At 64.7% G+C, this 16,070-nt stretch carries 19 protein-coding genes; 6 read left to right on the forward strand and 13 right to left on the reverse strand.

Features of this window, described 5'->3' with window-relative positions:
• Positions 1-8: 8 nt before the first annotated feature.
• Together QA645_RS25940 and QA645_RS25945 are read left to right on the forward strand one after the other, a co-directional pair.
• Positions 9-1,214, forward strand: coding sequence for an amidohydrolase family protein (locus QA645_RS25940; RefSeq protein ID WP_283044417.1), 1,206 nt, complete (start codon positions 9-11; stop codon positions 1,212-1,214).
• A gap of 157 nt (positions 1,215-1,371) precedes the next feature.
• Entirely contained in the window at positions 1,372-1,662 is a 291-nt protein-coding gene (locus tag QA645_RS25945; protein ID WP_254130761.1) for a hypothetical protein, read from the forward strand.
• 42 nt (positions 1,663-1,704) lie between these two features.
• Here the strand turns inward: QA645_RS25945 and QA645_RS25950 are convergent, their stop codons facing one another.
• The 8 genes from QA645_RS25950 to QA645_RS25985 form a co-directional block, all read right to left on the reverse strand.
• A complete protein-coding gene (locus tag QA645_RS25950) occupies positions 1,705-2,622 on the reverse strand; it encodes a DUF1932 domain-containing protein (RefSeq protein WP_283053331.1) in 918 nt (305 codons plus the stop codon).
• Positions 2,619-3,488 carry an ABC transporter substrate-binding protein gene (locus tag QA645_RS25955; protein WP_283044418.1) on the reverse strand — a complete coding sequence of 290 codons (870 nt, stop codon included), beginning with the start codon at positions 3,486-3,488 and terminating at the stop codon, positions 2,619-2,621. Before QA645_RS25955 ends, QA645_RS25950 begins: the two co-directional genes overlap by 4 nt.
• Positions 3,489-3,507: 19 nt before the next feature.
• Positions 3,508-4,191 (reverse strand): 4-carboxy-4-hydroxy-2-oxoadipate aldolase/oxaloacetate decarboxylase, encoded by a 684-nt coding sequence (locus QA645_RS25960; RefSeq protein ID WP_283044419.1) that lies wholly within the window; start codon positions 4,189-4,191, stop codon positions 3,508-3,510.
• The gene (locus QA645_RS25965; RefSeq protein WP_011086622.1) at positions 4,188-4,901 is read right to left on the reverse strand and encodes a PIG-L deacetylase family protein; all 714 of its coding nucleotides are present in this window, start codon (positions 4,899-4,901) and stop codon (positions 4,188-4,190) included. Before QA645_RS25965 ends, QA645_RS25960 begins: the two co-directional genes overlap by 4 nt.
• A 66-nt stretch (positions 4,902-4,967) precedes the next feature.
• Positions 4,968-6,269, reverse strand: coding sequence for a C4-dicarboxylate transporter DctA (dctA, locus tag QA645_RS25970; RefSeq protein WP_283044420.1), 1,302 nt, complete (start codon positions 6,267-6,269; stop codon positions 4,968-4,970).
• Complete coding sequence (locus tag QA645_RS25975; protein ID WP_254193189.1) at positions 6,266-7,150, reverse strand: amidohydrolase family protein; 885 nt, start codon at positions 7,148-7,150, stop codon at positions 6,266-6,268. The genes dctA and QA645_RS25975 overlap by 4 nt, the downstream gene beginning before the upstream one ends.
• Positions 7,150-8,121: an amidohydrolase family protein gene (locus QA645_RS25980; protein ID WP_283044421.1), complete on the reverse strand. Its 972-nt coding sequence runs from the start codon at positions 8,119-8,121 to the stop codon at positions 7,150-7,152. Before QA645_RS25980 ends, QA645_RS25975 begins: the two co-directional genes overlap by 1 nt.
• A 74-nt stretch (positions 8,122-8,195) precedes the next feature.
• Positions 8,196-8,906 (reverse strand): TetR family transcriptional regulator, encoded by a 711-nt coding sequence (locus QA645_RS25985; RefSeq protein WP_254130755.1) that lies wholly within the window; start codon positions 8,904-8,906, stop codon positions 8,196-8,198.
• A 118-nt stretch (positions 8,907-9,024) separates the two neighbouring features.
• Between QA645_RS25985 and QA645_RS25990 the strand changes: the two genes are divergently transcribed.
• Positions 9,025-10,005 (forward strand): tripartite tricarboxylate transporter substrate binding protein, encoded by a 981-nt coding sequence (locus tag QA645_RS25990; protein WP_283044422.1) that lies wholly within the window; start codon positions 9,025-9,027, stop codon positions 10,003-10,005.
• A gap of 10 nt (positions 10,006-10,015) precedes the next feature.
• The gene (locus tag QA645_RS25995; protein WP_283044423.1) at positions 10,016-10,816 is read left to right on the forward strand and encodes an ABC transporter substrate-binding protein; all 801 of its coding nucleotides are present in this window, start codon (positions 10,016-10,018) and stop codon (positions 10,814-10,816) included.
• Between the two features lie 3 nt (positions 10,817-10,819).
• On the opposite strand, the gene QA645_RS26000 is transcribed toward QA645_RS25995, so the two are convergent.
• Both QA645_RS26000 and QA645_RS26005 read right to left on the reverse strand, forming a co-directional pair.
• Positions 10,820-11,119 carry a DUF2218 domain-containing protein gene (locus tag QA645_RS26000; RefSeq protein ID WP_283044424.1) on the reverse strand — a complete coding sequence of 100 codons (300 nt, stop codon included), beginning with the start codon at positions 11,117-11,119 and terminating at the stop codon, positions 10,820-10,822.
• Positions 11,120-11,258: 139 nt separating this feature from the next.
• Positions 11,259-11,483 (reverse strand): hypothetical protein, encoded by a 225-nt coding sequence (locus tag QA645_RS26005; protein WP_283044425.1) that lies wholly within the window; start codon positions 11,481-11,483, stop codon positions 11,259-11,261.
• A gap of 154 nt (positions 11,484-11,637) precedes the next feature.
• Here QA645_RS26005 and QA645_RS26010 point away from each other — a divergent pair, with 154 nt between their 5' ends.
• Both QA645_RS26010 and QA645_RS26015 read left to right on the forward strand, forming a co-directional pair.
• Positions 11,638-12,147, forward strand: coding sequence for a MarR family transcriptional regulator (locus QA645_RS26010; protein WP_254130750.1), 510 nt, complete (start codon positions 11,638-11,640; stop codon positions 12,145-12,147).
• Between the two features lie 36 nt (positions 12,148-12,183).
• Positions 12,184-13,434, forward strand: coding sequence for a DUF763 domain-containing protein (locus QA645_RS26015; RefSeq protein WP_283044426.1), 1,251 nt, complete (start codon positions 12,184-12,186; stop codon positions 13,432-13,434).
• Here QA645_RS26015 and QA645_RS26020 read toward each other — a convergent pair.
• The 3 genes from QA645_RS26020 to QA645_RS26030 all read right to left on the reverse strand — a co-directional run bounded on the left by QA645_RS26020 (position 13,335) and on the right by QA645_RS26030 (position 15,950).
• Positions 13,335-14,651: a cytochrome P450 gene (locus QA645_RS26020; RefSeq protein ID WP_283044427.1), complete on the reverse strand. Its 1,317-nt coding sequence runs from the start codon at positions 14,649-14,651 to the stop codon at positions 13,335-13,337. The two genes, QA645_RS26015 and QA645_RS26020, sit on opposite strands and share 100 nt — an antisense overlap.
• Positions 14,652-14,743: 92 nt before the next feature.
• On the reverse strand, positions 14,744-15,070 hold the full coding sequence (locus QA645_RS26025) for a hypothetical protein (protein WP_254130747.1): 327 nt from the start codon (positions 15,068-15,070) through the stop codon (positions 14,744-14,746).
• Positions 15,071-15,176: 106 nt separating this feature from the next.
• Positions 15,177-15,950 carry a ferredoxin--NADP reductase gene (locus QA645_RS26030; RefSeq protein ID WP_283044428.1) on the reverse strand — a complete coding sequence of 258 codons (774 nt, stop codon included), beginning with the start codon at positions 15,948-15,950 and terminating at the stop codon, positions 15,177-15,179.
• Between the last annotated feature and the right edge of the window lie 120 nt (positions 15,951-16,070).

The raw sequence follows: 16,070 nt of genomic DNA on the forward strand, positions 1-16,070 counted from the left end.
GCAACCGGATGGCCTTCGACAAGATCTTTCTGAACGCCCGCTTCGACGGCGGGGCTCGCCATCACATCGCGGTCAAGGACGGGCGCATCGCCGCGATCATGCCTCCTGACGCGCCCACGGGCGATGGCGAGACGATCGATCTCGGCAACGCCCTCGTCGTTCCCGGCTTCGTCGAAGGCCACATACATCTCGACACCAGCTTCTATGGCGACGCCTGGCGCCCGCACAAGCCATGCACCAATGGCTTCAACGTGCACGAACGCGTCGCCTTCCAGGCCCAGAACATGGCGGCGGCCGCGCCGATGGACGTGCGGGCGCGCAACCAGCTCGATCTTTGCATCGCCCATGGCTCAACGCAGATGCGCAGCCACGTCATGGTCGACGGCTCGGTCGGCCTGAAGTCGCTGGAGACGATCTTGCGCGTGCGCGAGGAATATCGCGACCTGATCGATATCCAGCTCGTCGCGTTCCCTCAAAGCGGCATCCTGGCGAGCCCGGGCACACCGCAACTGCTGGACGAAGCCATCGGCCTCGGCGCGAACCTCGTGGGCGGGCTCGATCCCGCGAGTTTCGATCGCGATGTCGAGAAGCATCTCGACGTGGTGTTCGGCGTCGCCAGCAAGCACGGCGTGGACGTCGACATTCACCTGCACGACATGGGCACGCTCGGCGCCTTCGAGATCGAGCAGATCGCCGAGCGCACGCGTGCGCTCGGCATGGCGGGGCATGTCGCCATCAGCCACGCCTATGGGCTCGGCGATATCTCCGCAGATCAGCTCAAGACCGTCGCCGACATCCTCGCCCGTTCCGGCGTCGCGATCATGACGAATGCACCGGGCGCCCGCGCCTTCCCGCCGATCCTGGCGCTGCGCAACGCCGGCATCACCGTGTTCAGCGGCAACGACAACATCCGCGATTCCTGGTGGCCCTATGGCGACGGCGACATGCTGCGCCGGGCGACCACGCTCGGCTATCGCTCGGGCTTCAACATCGACGAGGAATTGCGCGTCGCTTTCGATGTCGTCACCGCGGCCGGTGCCAAGGCGTTGCGGCTCGAGGGCTACGGCCTGCGCGTCGGCGCCAAGGCGGACTTCGTGACGCTGAATGCGGAACACGTTCCGGAGGCTGTCGTCGCAGTGCCGCAGGGCCGCGCTGTTTACAAGGCAGGTATGCTCGTGGCGTCTAACGGTGTGGTTGTCGCGAAAAATCGCTGATCATCGTACCTTTCCGATCCGATTTTACCGCCGGTTTCCGCCGAATCCGAACCCGGTAGAATCCCGGACCGTAGCCCAACGCATTGCGGGAAAGGCGGCACTAACCATACTGGGACGTGCGCACTGACCGTCTGCGTTCTCTGGGGAAGTTATGGATATGTTCAGCGCATTCAGCAGCATTGATTATCAGTCTATTCGGGCCAATACGCCCGCCGAAACCGCGGTCAAGCGGCTCAATGGCATCGGTGAAGTCCTGTCGGGTCTCGACATCTCGGCCATCCATTCGCAGAACGACATGGCCCGCGCGCTGTGGACGCTCGACACCGCCGACAAGTGCATTCGCATGATCCTGACCGAGTTCAGGACCGAGCGCCCCAAGGACGTCGTCCGCGAAGCTACGAGCCTGATCGACTTGATCGAGGCCGCTCGCGACGAGATCTCTGGCTAGCGCGATGGCGGCAAAGTTCTGAGCTGAGCGCCGTACTCGGCTCTAACGTTTGATCTTCGCCAGAATTCGATCCGCCTCGGTGCGCCAATCCGCGCTCCGCGCAAATTCCTTCGTTCCCTTCACTCCGAACAGGCCCTCGTCGGCGAGATCGGCGACCCAGGCCTGACGCTCGGCCGTCCCCTGCGCCGACCACGGCGTCAGCCCCGCCTCGCGCACGGTCTCCGCGACCTCGCGTACCTCTTCGGCGCGCCGGCGGCCGTGCTCGATCACGCGCTGGAAGAAATAGGCGCCCTGCTTCTCCCAATTGATCGCGGGAAAGGTTTCCGTGAGCGACGCCAGCACCGCATCCTCGACACCATAGGCGCGCGCGGTGGTGAAGCTTTCGATGACCATGGCCTCGAGGCCCTTGATCATGATGCTGCGGCACATCTTCACGGCCGAGGACACACCGAGCTTGTCGCTCGCAACCTTCGCTGCGAAACCAATCGCGTTCAGCAACGGCTCGAGCTCCTTCGCGCCGGGACCGCCGAGCAGCAGCGGCACCTTGATCCGATAAGGCGGCACCGAGGTCATCACGGCGCCCTCGACGTAGCGCCCGGCCGCGCCATCGATCAACGCCGCCGCGCGCTGCTTGGCGCCCGGCGAGGCCGAGTTGAAGTCGAGAAACCAGGTGCCCTGGTTGATCGCCGCCGCGCAAGCCTTTGCGACCGGGACAGCCTGGCTCGCGGTGACGGCCGAGATGATGAAATCGGACTTCGCCGTGAGCTCGGCGTGGGATGCCGCGAGCGTCACACCGCATTTTGCCGCGTGCTCCTTCAGCGTAGCGCCCTGCTCGCCGCCAAGCTTGATGTCGTAAGCAGCGACCCTGATGTCCTGCTGGCGCAGATCCTCGGCCAGGATCCGGCCGACCTCGCCGTAGCCAACCAGCCCGATCTGCCACCGCTTCGGATCTGCCATCAGATCAGTCCTCGTGTCGTCGGGTCGAACAGCTCTTCGACTGCATAGCGGCGCGGGATCAGCGCCTGCTGGAATGCGTAGTCGACGATCAGCTCCAGCGATTTTCGGTTCGCCTCGATCCCGAACGGCACGAAGTCCGGCGTCGCCGCAGGCCCCATCTGTTCCTTGTTCCGCTTGAGCAGATCATAGACGCCTGTGACCACATCGGGGCGCGATTTCGCGAGGCTCTCGGTCACGACCACGAGATGATTGACCGGCACCACGCCGCGACGCGCATACCATGTCGCGGCCTCTGCGGCGGGATCGGGGAAGAGCGACTTCAGCTTGGGATTATCGGAGGTCTCGCCGAGAACGGCGTCGACCTCGCCGTCGAGCAGCATCTGCAGGACCTTCTTGTCCTTTGGCGCGCGCTCGGTGGTGTCGACATATTCGGCGACGTGCGGATCCTCGAACGTCACCCAGCGGATCTTGTCGAGATTGACGCCATAGTCGTTGGCGAGGATGCCCCTGATCCAGGCACCGGTCGTCGTCGTGAACGAGCGGATGCCGACGCGCTTGCCCTCGAGATCGGACGGTCCGAGCGTCCCCTTCGCGGGATTGTACAGCGCATGGGTATGCTGGAAACGGCCCATCATGGTCGCCGGCAGCAGCACCAGCGGCTTGCCGTGCGCCTTCGCCATCAGATAGGTGACGATCGCCATCTCGCAGACGTCAAACGCCTGCTCGCGCACCATCGACTTGAACGCCGCGTTGGTCGGTGTGTACTCGATGAAGTCGAGGTCAAACAGGTCGGAGCGGAGTTCGCCGCTCTTGACCGCCTTGACGTGAGGGTGACTGCCGAGCACGGCCTTCAGCTTGAGACGATCCATCCGCAGGTTTCCCTTCGCTTCAGACGTCTTCGGGGTTGTCGACGTAGACCAGCCCCGCCTTCGCCAGCGCCTCGCGCATGCTGTACATGTCGAGGCCGAGTTCGCCCGAGCCGAGGCGCTTGCGCTTGCCGCCCTCGTCGGCGTTGCGTTTCTTCGCCTTCTCCGCGACCTCGGCGGCATATCGCTTCGGTACCACGACGACGCCGTCGTCATCCGCGACGATGATGTCGCCGGGATCGACATTGACGCCGGCGCAGACGACGGGGACGTTGACCGAGCCGAGCGTGGCCTTGACCGTGCCCTTGGCTGAGACTGCGCGCGACCACACCGGAAAATTCATCTCGTGCAGCGCTTTGACGTCGCGGCAGCCGGCATCGATGATCAGCCCCTGCACGCCCCGCGCCTGCAACGAGGTCGCCAGCAGCTCGCCGAACATGCCATCGGTATTGTCGGTGGTGCAGCCGACGACGAGGATATCGCCCGTCTTGCACTGTTCGACCGCGACATGGATCATCCAGTTGTCGCCTGGCTGCGCCAGTACGGTGACGGCGGGCCCTGCGATCGACGCGCCCGCCCAGACGGGCCGCAGATAAGGCTTCATCAGGCCGACGCGGCCATAAGCCTCGTGCACGGTCGAGACGCCGTACTCCGCCATGCCGGCGGGATCGGCACGCTTGATGTTGCGAACGACGACGGGCTTCATGCCAGCTCCTCCGCAACCGTCGGGAACAGGCGCTGGTAGGCCTCGCCATAAGTCATGGGCACGCCGGTGTTACGGCTGCCCTGGATACCGCGATTGAGCGCGACGCGCTCGTAATAGCCCCAGAGGTGCTTTTGCGCGGCGAGGATCTGGAACGCCTCGTACTTCTCCTTCCAGACTTCGTCGATCTTGAGCAGCAGGTCCGGCTTGTAGTTGCACTGCTCGGGCTGGTGCGGCTCGAACAGGAACACCGGCGGCGCGGAATATTTGTACTGCGCACCGGGCTTGTGCCCCATGGCCTGCGCGACGACGCGGGTCTCCTGTGCGAAATGCGCCGCGTTCGGATGGTCGAAATTGTAGGGATCTTCCAGCGCGTGGGTCAGCACGAAGCTCGGATTGAGCTCGCGGTAGATGTCGACCATGCGGTCGAAATGCGCCTCGGTCAGCTTCAGCGGATAGTCGCCGCAGTCGAAGAACTCGATTTCGGCGCCCAGCAGCTTCGCCGCCCGCTCCGCCTCGTCCTTGCGGCCGGCCTTGACCGATTCCAGCGTCGCGCCCTTCTCCTTCCATGCGAACTGGCTCTCACCGCGCTCGCCGAAAGACATGCAGACGATCTTCATGCGATAGCCCTTCTTCGCATGCAGCGCGATGGCGCCACCGGCGCGCCAGACGAAATCGCCGGGATGGGCGGTAACCACGAGACCTGTTTTCATGGGAGAACTCCCCTCTTTCGTTCGTCAACATCATAGGCTGCCGGCGTCATGCCGGCAGCAATTTCATCAGGCCGCGGCAGCCGCGGGTTCCTCGCCGTCGAGCACACGCTTCAAGCGCTCGCCGTCGAGCGCACCTTCCCATTTGGCAATCGCGATGGTCGCGACCGCGTTCCCGATCAGATTGGTCGGCGTCAGCCCCTGCGACATCAGGCGATGGATGCCGAGCACCAGCGCGACGCTGGTCACGGGAATGGAGCCTGTCGCCGACAGCGTCGCCGCCAGCACGACGAAGGCCGCGCCCGCGATGCCCGCCGCGCCCTTGGAGGTCACGAGCAGGATCAGCAGCAGCTCGATCTGCTCGGCGAGCCCGAACGGCGTGTTGGTCGCCTGCGCCAGGAACACCGAAGCGGCGGCAAGGTAGAGACAAGTGCCGTCGAGATTGAAGGAATAGCCGGTCGGGATCACGAGCCCGACCACGCTCCTCTCGCAGCCCGCTTTCTCCAGCTTGGTCAGCATCCGCGGCAGCACCGTCTCGGACGAGGTGGTCGCGATGCAGATCAGCAGCTCCTCCCAGATGTAGCGGATCAGCTTGAGCAGCGAGAAACCGCAGAGCCGCGCGACGGGACCGAGCGCCACGATGATGAAAATAACGTAAGTAAGGTAGAACCCACCCAACAGCTTGCCGAGCGAAGCCAGCGATCCCACGCCGAATTTGCCGACAGTAAAGGCGATCGCGCCAAACGCGCCGATCGGCGCCGCCCACATCACGAAGCCGACCACGGCGAACACCATCTTGGCGGCGATGTCGATCAAGTGAACCAGCGGCGCGGCGCGTTCGCCGAGTTGCACCAGCGCAAAGCCGCAGAGCACCGAAATGAACAGCACCTGGAGGATATTGCCCTCGGCAAAGGCGCCGATGAAAGTCGCGGGCACGATGTTCATCAGGAACGGCACGAAGCCGATCACGGCGGTCTGCTTGACGTAAGGCTCGACCGTGCTCGCATTGATGCCGGCGGGATCGATGTTCATGCCGGCGCCGGGCTTGAGCACATTGACCGCGATGAGACCGATGATCAGCGCGATCGTGGTCATGATTTCGAAATAGATGATGGCCTTGACGGCGACGCGGCCCACCCGCGCCATGTCGGCCATATGGGCGATGCCATGAACGACGGTGCAGAAGATGATCGGCGCGATCAGCATCCGGATCGCCTTGATGAAGGCGTCCCCGAGCGGCTGCATCTTCGCGCCGGCTTCCGGATTGACGATGCCAAGCGCGATGCCGGCCGCCATGGCGATGAGCACCTGGATCCAGAGCTCCTTCCACCAGGCGCGCCCGCGCGGCTTGTCGATCGCCATCGCGGTCATTCGTCGAATCCAAACAGACGCGCGGGATTATCGACCAAAATCTTCTGCTGGAGTTCCGGCTCCGGCGCGAACAGCGGGATCAAGTCGACGAGATCGCCATCATTCGGCATCACCTTGACGTTGGGATGCGGCCAGTCGGTGCCCCAAATGATGCGACCGGGCGCGGTCTCGACGATCTTTCGCGCGAAAGGCACTGCATCGGTGAAGGGCGGGCCGGCGGTCGAGACCCGCTCCGAGCCACAGATCTTGACCCAGCATTTTTCGTCACGCTGCATCAGCTCGATCAGGATCCTGAACGGCAGCTGGTCGAGCCCGTCGGAGGCCTTGACCCGTCCCATATGGTCGATGGTGTAGCTTAGCGGCAGCCTTGTCAGCATGTCGGCATATTCGGGCAGGTCGATCGCATCGAAATGCAGGTCGATGTGCCAGCCGAGCGGCGCGACCATGGCGATGATGCGGTTGAACACGCGCTTGTCGGGGACGCCGCCGAGATGCCGGACGAAATTGAAGCGGCAGCCGCGGAAGCCGCCCTCGTGCAGCACGCGAAGCCCCTGCTCCGTGATCGTATCGTCGATATTGGCGACTGCACGATAGGCACCGTTGCTCTGCGCAATGGCGTCGAGCGCGACCGTGTTGTCGACGCCGTGCACGCTGGCATTGACGATGACCGCGCGCTCCACGCCAAGCTTGGCGTGCAGCGCCTTGAAGTCTTCAAGCGGCGCATCCGGCGGCGTGTAGGAGCGGTCAGGCGAATAGGGATATTTCGCACCGGGACCGAAGATATGACAATGCGCGTCGCAGGACAGCTTTGGCAGCTTGAACTTCGGCGTGCGGGTGTTCGGATCGGGCGGTGGAATGGTCGGCGTGTACATCATATTCATCAGCTGAACTTGAACAGGCGTGCGGGATTGTCGACCAGCAGCTTCTGCTGGATCGCCTTGTCCGGCGCGAAGAGAGGAATCAAATCGACGATCTCGCCGTCATTGGGCATGATCTTGACGTTGGGATGCGGCCAGTCGGTGCCCCAGATGACGCGGTCGGGCGCGTTGTCGATCAGCGCCTTCGCGAACGGCACGGCGTCGTGGAAGGGCTTGCCGGCGGCAGAAGCACGTTCGAGGCCGGTGATCTTGACCCAGCACTTCGCGTCCTTCTTCTGGAGATCGAGCAGCGCCGTGAAACCGGGATCGTCGAGCCCCTTCGCGGCCTGCACCGTGCCCATGTGATCGATCACGTAAGGCGCCGGCAGCGCGGTCAGGATCGGCGCGAATTCGGCGATCGTACCGGGCTCGAAATAGACGTCGATGTGCCAGCCGAGCTCGGCGACGCGATGCACGATGCGCTGGAACTTGTTCATGTCGCCGACGCCGCCGAGGCGCTTGAGAAAGGCGAAGCGGCAGCCGCAGATGCCGCCCTTGTCGAGCGCCGCCAGCTCCTTCTCGCTGATCTCGTCGCTGACGTTGGCGATGCCCTTGTAGGCACCTTCGCTCTGGGCGATCGCATCGGTGACAACGCGATTGTCGGTGCCGTGCACCGTGGCATTCACGATCACACAGCGCTCGACGCCGATTGCCTCGTGCACACTGCGGAACGTCTCCAGCGGGGCATCGGCGGTGTTGTAGGGGCGGCTCGAAGAGAAGGGATAACGGGACGCCGGCCCGAAGATGTGGGTGTGGCTGTCGCAGGATTTCGGCGGCAGCTTGAACGAGGGTGTCTTGGGATTTGGATCCGGCGGCGTGATCGTCGGCATCGCCTTGGGTTCAGCTTTGGGCTCCGCGCCTTGCGCACGTGCTTCGCCCGCGAGCGCGGCACCGGCCAGCCCGGTCAAGAGATGCAAGCACTCCCGCCTGTTCATTTCCCAAAACACCCCATCACATGTCCGCTTGCGAGCGGAAGCGCCGTTACGCGCCTCCCCTCGGGCGATTTCTTTCAAGTCTTGCTGCTTGCAACAGTCCGACGCCGCGCCGGCGCGGCCTGATCCAGGGCCGGCGCCTGAAACGCCGCAACGGTGGCCTGCACCAATTGCTCGATGGCATTGGCGGGATCGCTGCCGTCGGCCTCGCCGCGCGACAGGCGCGAGACACGATCCGGCGTCACCAGCGAATAATAAAGTGCGCCGAGCAGGAAGTGACTGCGCCAGACGATGTCGGTGCGCGGAATGTGCGGCAGGCTGTCGTGGATCGCGTCGATGAAGGCGTGGCTGGTATCGTCAAACGTCTGCGCGATGATTTTTCGCGCGACCTCGTTGCCCTCGGCCGACATCACGGCGCGCAGCCGCGTGAAACGCGCCCCGCCGCCGGCGAGATCGCTGCCGGAGGTGAAGGCCGGCACCACATAGGCCCGCACCACCGCTTCGAGCCGGTCCTGCAGATCGCGCACTCGCTTGGCGGCGGCGAGCAGCTCCGAGCGGCGGAGGTTCATCGGCCCGCAATGGCGCCGGTAGATCTCCAGCAGCAGACCGTCCTTGGTCTTGAAGTGGTAGGTCACGCTGCCGGGATTGGCCCCCGCGGCCTGTGCGATGTCGCGCACCGAGACGGCGTTGAAGCCGTTGGTGGCGAACAGCTCCTCGGCCGCGGCGAGGATCGCCTCGCGCATGTTCGGCTTGCGGGCCGTTTCCTTGCTGGTGGGCTTGCGTACCATGTGATTTGTACTATCGTACAAAAGATCAGGTCTCGTCAACAAAAACCACGGGCAACGTCCGGCAGCGGCTCGGAAGATCCACCGCACGGACGCGAATGCCCCTAGGGAGTGCTGAAGTATGCTGGGTTTGAACACGAAGATCGGCGCTTTGATGCTCGGCGCCGGTCTGCTGCTCGCGAGCGGCGTCGCGCAGGCCGCCGATAATTATCCGAGCAAGCCGGTCCACATCCTCGTGCCCTATGCCGCCGGCGGCGCGGTCGACGTGCTGGCCCGCACGCTCGGCCAGGCACTCGCAAAGACCTGGGGCCAGCAGCCCGTGGTCGACAACCGCCCCGGCGCGGGCGGCATCGTCGCCTCGCAAGCGCTGACGCAGGCCGCGCCCGACGGTTATACGTTGATCCTTGTCGCCAGCGGCCATCCGCTGAACCAGTTCATCTATCCGAGCGTGCCCTACGACACGTTCAAGGACTTTACTGCGATCAGCGAAGTCGCCTCCTCGCCGCTTGCGATCGTGGTGGCCAAGGACAGCCCCTACAAGACGCTCGGCGATCTCCTGGCCGCGGCAAAGAAGGATCCGGACAAGCTGTCCTACGGCATGTCCGGCAACGGCACCTCGGCGCATCTCGCCGGCGAACTTCTGAAATACATGTCTGGGACCAAGATCGTCGCAATCCCCTATAAGGGCGGCGCGCCGGCGCTGACCGCTGTCATCGCGGGCGAGATCCCGCTCAGCATCAATCCGCTCGCGGAAGCCATCGGCCAGCTCGAAGGCGGTCCGGTGCGCGCACTTGCAGTGACTTCCGCCGAGCGCTCCAAGGCACTGCCGGACGTTCCGACCGTCGCCGAGTCCGGCGTGCCCGGCTACGACGTCTCGGTCTGGTGGGGCGTGCTTGGACCCGCAAGAATGCCGCCGGAGATCGTGGCAAAACTCGAGACCGATCTGAAGGCGGCGCTAAGGGATCCGAACGTGCTCTCTACGCTCGGCAAGATCGGCGCAGCCCCCGTCGGCTCCTCCGCCAAGGATTTCGATGCCTACATGCACGCCGAGGCGACCAAATGGGAGCCGGTGCTGAAGGCTGCCGACATCCGCGCGCAGTGAGGTCCTGCACATGAGGACCACATTTGAGCGTATCACGCACGGCACCCTGCTCGCCTTCGCACTGGTCAGCCTGGTGGGCACGCCCGCGCGCGCCGACGGGGAAGCAAAACTGCTGGCGCCGAGCGGCACCTTGCGCGTCGGCATCTATCCGGGCAGCCCGACCTCGATGGTGACAGACGCGGCCGGCAAGCCGCACGGCCTCGCCTACGACCTCGGCGGCGAGCTGGCGAAGCGGCTCGGCGTCTCAATCGACTACGTCAGGTTTCAGCGCGTCGCCGATATCGTCACCGCGATCCACGACGGCCAGGTCGACTTCACCGTGACCAACGCCACCCCGGCCCGCGCCAATGAGGTCAGCTTCAGCCAGCCCGTACTGGCGATCGAGCTCGGCTTTCTCGTTCCCGCGAATTCGCCGATCGGCAAGGTCGAGGATATCGACAAGCCGGGCGTGAAGATCGGCGTCACCAAGGGCTCGACCTCCGAGCGCACCCTGCCGACGAAGTTCAGGAACGCAACCATCGTTCCCGCCGAAAGTGTCAAGGTCGCCATCGCCATGTTCGGCCGCGGCGAGATCGATCTCTACGCCACCAACAAGCCGACGCTGTTCGAAATGTCCGACCAGATGCCGGGCGCGAAAATCCTGGACGGCAATTGGGGTGCGGAGCACATGGCCATCGCAGTCCCCAAGGGACGCGAGGCCGCCCTTCCCCTGCTCAACCGCTTTGTGGCAGACGAGCAGTCGTCGGGCGCACTCGACGCGATTCAACAGCAGGCGGGCTTGCGCGGCGCAACCAGGGCGACGCGCGAATAGACCTCAATTCGCCGCCTTCTCCGCAGTCCGCCAGGCGATTTCCGGCGGATCGCGGAAGGCGAAGCGGACGAGATGCCGCTCGACAACGCCTTCGACCTGGACGAGGAGGTCCGCGTTCTCGGCCTCCGCCTTCAGCGTGAGCTTGTCGCCCGCAGCTTGCAGCCGGCACGTCCCCATCGAAAACGGGATCGTGCCCTGCTCCGGCGTGAACTCGACCGCAAGCTTGTGAGCGAAATGCTTGCAGAGCTGCTGCAGATAGATGCTCGCCCGCTCGGTGGTGATCTCAGCCACGGAATGATTCATGGGTATGCCCTTTCAGGCGAATGGTGTCCGACGCGCATCTTGCATCGCGATGTAGGCCGCAGGTATCTTGCCAGCAAGCTATTTGCCGCTAACGATGCCGTGAGGCGCTCGGACGATGTCACCATCCGCTCAGGAAAATCTACCAGGCGCCCGGCTGGGCCGGCGGACGAGCGACGGCCGCCCCGTCTGCGGAATTCGCCGCGGTGCTCGCCGGCACGGCGCCGAAGGCCTGCCGTGCCGAGGCTTGCTTGGTCGCGGTCCGGGCAGCAACGCCCGTCTTGGTCCGGCCGCTCGCGGCCCAGGCAGCCGGCGACGTGACGATCGCCGCCGTCGTCAGGGCCAGTATCAGGTATCGCGTCATCATCGCAGTCTCCATTTGGCAACAGCTCTCCCGCTCGCGCGCTGGCGTCCAGCACGGCGGCTCGTTCTCGACCAATTATCTTCCTAGAAAGACATATTCCGCAAATATCTTTCTAGCAAGACATCCACGGATGAACTTTACGTAAGGACACGGGCCCATGACCGAACCGCGCTATCCCGCGGACAAGCTCCTCGCCCTCAAGAAGAAGCATTGGCCGGAATCCGTCACGCCGGTCGGCGAGATGTTGGTGCGGGTCTATCGCCTGAACAGCCTGATGCGCGACGGCGTGGCCGAGCAGATCGCCGCGCATGATCTGTCGTTCATGGAGTTCGAGGTGCTGATCACGCTGCGCGGCGCCGCTCCGCCCCATGAGATGATCCCGACCGAGCTCTATCCGGCGATCCTGATCTCATCGGGCGGACTGACCAAGGTGCTCAACGCCCTGCAGCAGCGCGGCCTCATCACCCGCGCGGAGGACGCCGCGGACAAGCGCAGCAAACCGGTGCGACTGACCGCCAAGGGGCGAACGCTCGCCGAGCGCGTCATGGCGGAGGTTCTGCAAACGGGCGAGAGAATGGTTCTCGGCGGGCTTTCCGAAGCCGACGTCGAACGCGCAACGCGATTGCTGCACAAGCTGCTGACGACGCTGGAGCCTGCGCGCGACTAGTGCGCGCGGTTTCGAATTCGGCTATCAGTGATAGCCATGACCAGACGAACCGGCAGCGCCGATCTTCCTCTCCACACCGGGCGGGTTCCGCCATGGCTGGCGAGCCGTATGGCCTCGCTGGGAGCGATCGTGACGCAGGCGATCGTGCATCACTACGGCCGCGATGCATTCATGCAGCGGCTCTCGCATCCCTTCTGGTTCCAGTCGTTCGGCGCCGTGATGGGGATGGACTGGCACTCCTCCGGTATCACGACCTCCGTGATCGGCGCGCTGAAGCGCGGGCTCGGCCCGCTCCAGGACGAACTGGGCATCTATGTCTGCGGCGGCCGCGGCCAGCATTCGCGCAAGACGCCGGATGAGCTGTTGCAGCTCGGCGACCGCGTCGGCTTCGACGGCGTCAGCCTCACCCGCGCCAGCCGCCTGGTGGCGAAGGTCGATAGCGCCGCCGTGCAGGACGGCTTTGATCTCTATCTCCACGGCTTCTTCGTCACCGCCGACGGCAAGTGGACGGTGGTGCAGCAGGGCATGAACGGCGACAAGCGGCAGGCGCGCCGCTATCACTGGCACTCCGAGGCGCTGAAGAGTTTTGTCGACGCGCCCCACAGCGCGATCGACGGCCCGCAGCAAGGCGAGATCGTCAATCTCACCGACCATCGCGCCGATGTCTCGCGCAATGCGCAGCTCGACCTGCTCAGCGATCTCGGCCCCGATCGCATCCTCACCGAATTCGAGCGGCTCACCGGCACTGCGCCCGAACCGGCGCAAGCGATGCTGCCGCATCTGATCATGCCCGCCCATCATGACGTCCGGCCGAAGGACGTGTTCGCGCGCCGCCTGCATGGCACGCTGGCAGCCGCCGCCGAGCGCGGCCCGGTCGACTTCCCCGAGCTGCTGCTGACGCCGGGCGTCGGCGCGCGCACGGTGCGGTCGCTGGCGATGGTCGCCGAAGTCGTGCACGGCGCCCCCTATCGCTTCAAGGATCCGGCGCGCTTTTCGCTCGCCCATGGCGGCAAGGACCGGCATCCCTACCCCGTCCCGATCAAGGTCTATGACGAGACCATCCGCGTGCTGAAGGGCGCGATCCAGGGCGCCAAGCTCGGACGCGACGAGGAGATGCAGGCGATCAGGCGCCTCGACGACCAGGCGCGACGGCTGGAGCGGACGGCAACCGGGCCGTCGGTTGAGGCCTACATCGAGGGCGAACGCGCCGCCTCGCCCGATCTCGACGGCCGCTCGGTGTTCGGCTGGGAGCGCGATCTGCTCGCATCACGGAAATCGACGGGCTGACGCCGCTCACCGCCGTCGGCCACAACGGGCAGCTTTGCGATTGCGCGGAGCCCCGGCCGCTTGCGCCAATGGATCTGTGACGGATCGACGGCCAGCCCAAGCCGTGGCCAGCGCGTGAACAATGCCTGGAGCGCGCACGCGCCTTCGATCCGCGCCAGTTGATGGCCGAGGCAGAAATGGATTCCGGTGCCGAAGGAGATGTGCCGGTTGGGCTTTCGCGCGAGATCGAGCCGCTCCGGCTGGTCATGCACCGCCGGGTCCATGTTGGCGGCGGCGAGCATCACCATGACGCGGTCGCCTTTCTTCAGGCGCACGCCGCCGAGCTCGACATCCCGCCGCAGATAGCGCGGCTTCGAGAACTGCACCGGCGAGACGAAACGCAAGAATTCTTCCACCGCCAGCCCGGCACGGCTCCAATCCTCCTCCAGCCAGTCGCGCAGATCCGGATTCCTGAGCAGCTCGTAAACCGATCCGCTGATGAGATGCGTGGTGGTCTCCGAGCCCGCCGCGAGCAACAGGAACACCATGGAGACCATTTCGTCCGGCGTGATCTCGCCGCCTTCGCGCTCGACCTGGACCAGCTCGGCGATCAGGCCCTCGCCGCCCCGCTCGCGCGCGATCTGCAACTGCTGTTCGAGATAGAAGCGCATCTTGCGGAACGCGAGCAGCAGGCGAAAGAAGCTGACGACGTTCGTCAGTGACGACATCGCATTGGCCCAGGCGATGAAGCGCGGGCGATCGGTCATGGGCAGGCCGAGCAGCTCCGAGATCACCGAAAGCGGCAGGATGCGCGCGTAGCCCTGAACGAGATCGGCCGGACTGCCCTTCGCAAACAGCTCATCGGCCAGACCATCGGCGATGGCACGGATGCGCGGCTCCATCGCAACGATGGCGCGGCGGCGAAAGGCTTCGTCGACAATGCTCCGCAGCCTGGTGTGATCCGGCTCGTCCATCGTCAGCATGTTGTTGGCGATGGTCCTGACCAGCCCCGGCATCCACCAGCGCAGGCCGGCGACTTCGCCGTCTTCCTTGCGCAGCGTGAAGATCGTGCTGTCCTTCAGCACCTCTGCGGTCGCATCGTGGGTGGTGGTGATCCAGACGTCGCCGACAAGGGGAAAGCGCGTCGCGACGACAGGGCCGGCCGCCCGCAAGGCCGCGATGGCCTTGGGCGGGTCGCGAAAGAAAGCCTCGCTGGCGAAATCGAGGCGCGGTGCCATGGGATCACCGGAGTGGTTGGTGGCGCCTCAACCAGATGGTGAGCGACGCCGCAGGCGCAAGGGCTGGAACCGGCCCTGCCTGCGCAGCGGATCTAGCCCCGCCCCGGTGTGCGCGGGCCGGCCTTGCGCTGCTGCTGGTTGGTGTAGGCGTCCCAATGGCTCCAGCTGCCATTGCTCAGGCTTTGCATGTCGGTGCCGAGCGGACGGCGCGTACGCTTGTCGTGATCGGCAATCGCGCGCTCGGACTGCGCGATCTTGCGCTTGAGATCTCCGATCGCCTTCTGGGTCTGGCCGTCGCGCTTCGAGGACGCGATCTCGCCCATCGTGAAGCGCGCGGTCTCGAGCGCCTTCAACTCGGCGCGGTTCTTCTTCAACTGAACCCGGTGCCAGGCGATGTTGCTGTCGCTGTCCGCAACCATGTGGGAACTCCGCTGATTCGTTCCCACAGTGTATCAAGCGCCGAATCGGCGGGGCAACGCCCCCGCCGCGGCGAAAATACGGTGTTATTGTGCGGGTAGTCCCGGCTTAGCGCTCGGCAAAGGCCTTTTCGACCACGAACTGTGCGGGCTCGCCATGGTTGCCCTCGATGAAACCGCGCTCGCCGAGCAGCACGCGGGTGTCCGCCACCAGCGCCGGGCTGCCGCAGATCATGACACGGTCATGGGCCGCCTCGATCGCCGGCAGGCCGATATCGTCGAACAGCTTGCCGGAGGTGATGAGGTCGGTGATGCGGCCGCGGTTGCGGAAGGGATCGCGGGTCACGGTCGGGTAGTAGATCAGCTGGTTCTGGATGTACTCGCCGAGCATCTCGTCCTTCGGCAGATGTTCGGTGATCATCTCGCCATAGGCGAGTTCCTTCACATGCCGGCAGCCGTGCAGCAGCACGACCTTCTCGAACCGCTCATAGGTCTCGGGGTCCTTGATCACGCTCAGGAACGGCGCGAGGCCGGTGCCGGTGCCGATGAGGTAGAGGTTGCGGCCCGCTTCCAGATTGTCGATGACCAGCGTGCCGGTGGCCTTGCGGCTGACGATGATCTCGTCGCCTTGCTTCAGGTGCTGGAGCCGCGAGGTCAGCGGGCCGTCCGGCACCTTGATCGAGAAGAATTCGAGCGTGTCCTCGTAATTGGCGCTGGCGACGCTGTAGGCCCGCAGCAACGGCTTCTCGCCGACCTTGAGCCCGATCATGGTGAACTCGCCGTTGCGAAAACGGAAGGTCGGGCTGCGGGTGGTCTTGAAGGAGAACAGCGTGTCGGTCCAGTGGTGGACGCTCAAAACGCTTTCCTGATTGAAATTGCTCATCTCAGCTTCCCTGTCGCGTCAATTGCGGTTCCGAGGCCGGCAGCTATGCGTCGTTTGTACACGATCATTCGTATACTAATGAATAATCCTGCTTGATCCCGCGGTCAAGGCTGCCCAAGA

This window comes from Bradyrhizobium sp. CIAT3101 (assembly GCF_029714945.1).
Taxonomy (GTDB): domain Bacteria; phylum Pseudomonadota; class Alphaproteobacteria; order Rhizobiales; family Xanthobacteraceae; genus Bradyrhizobium.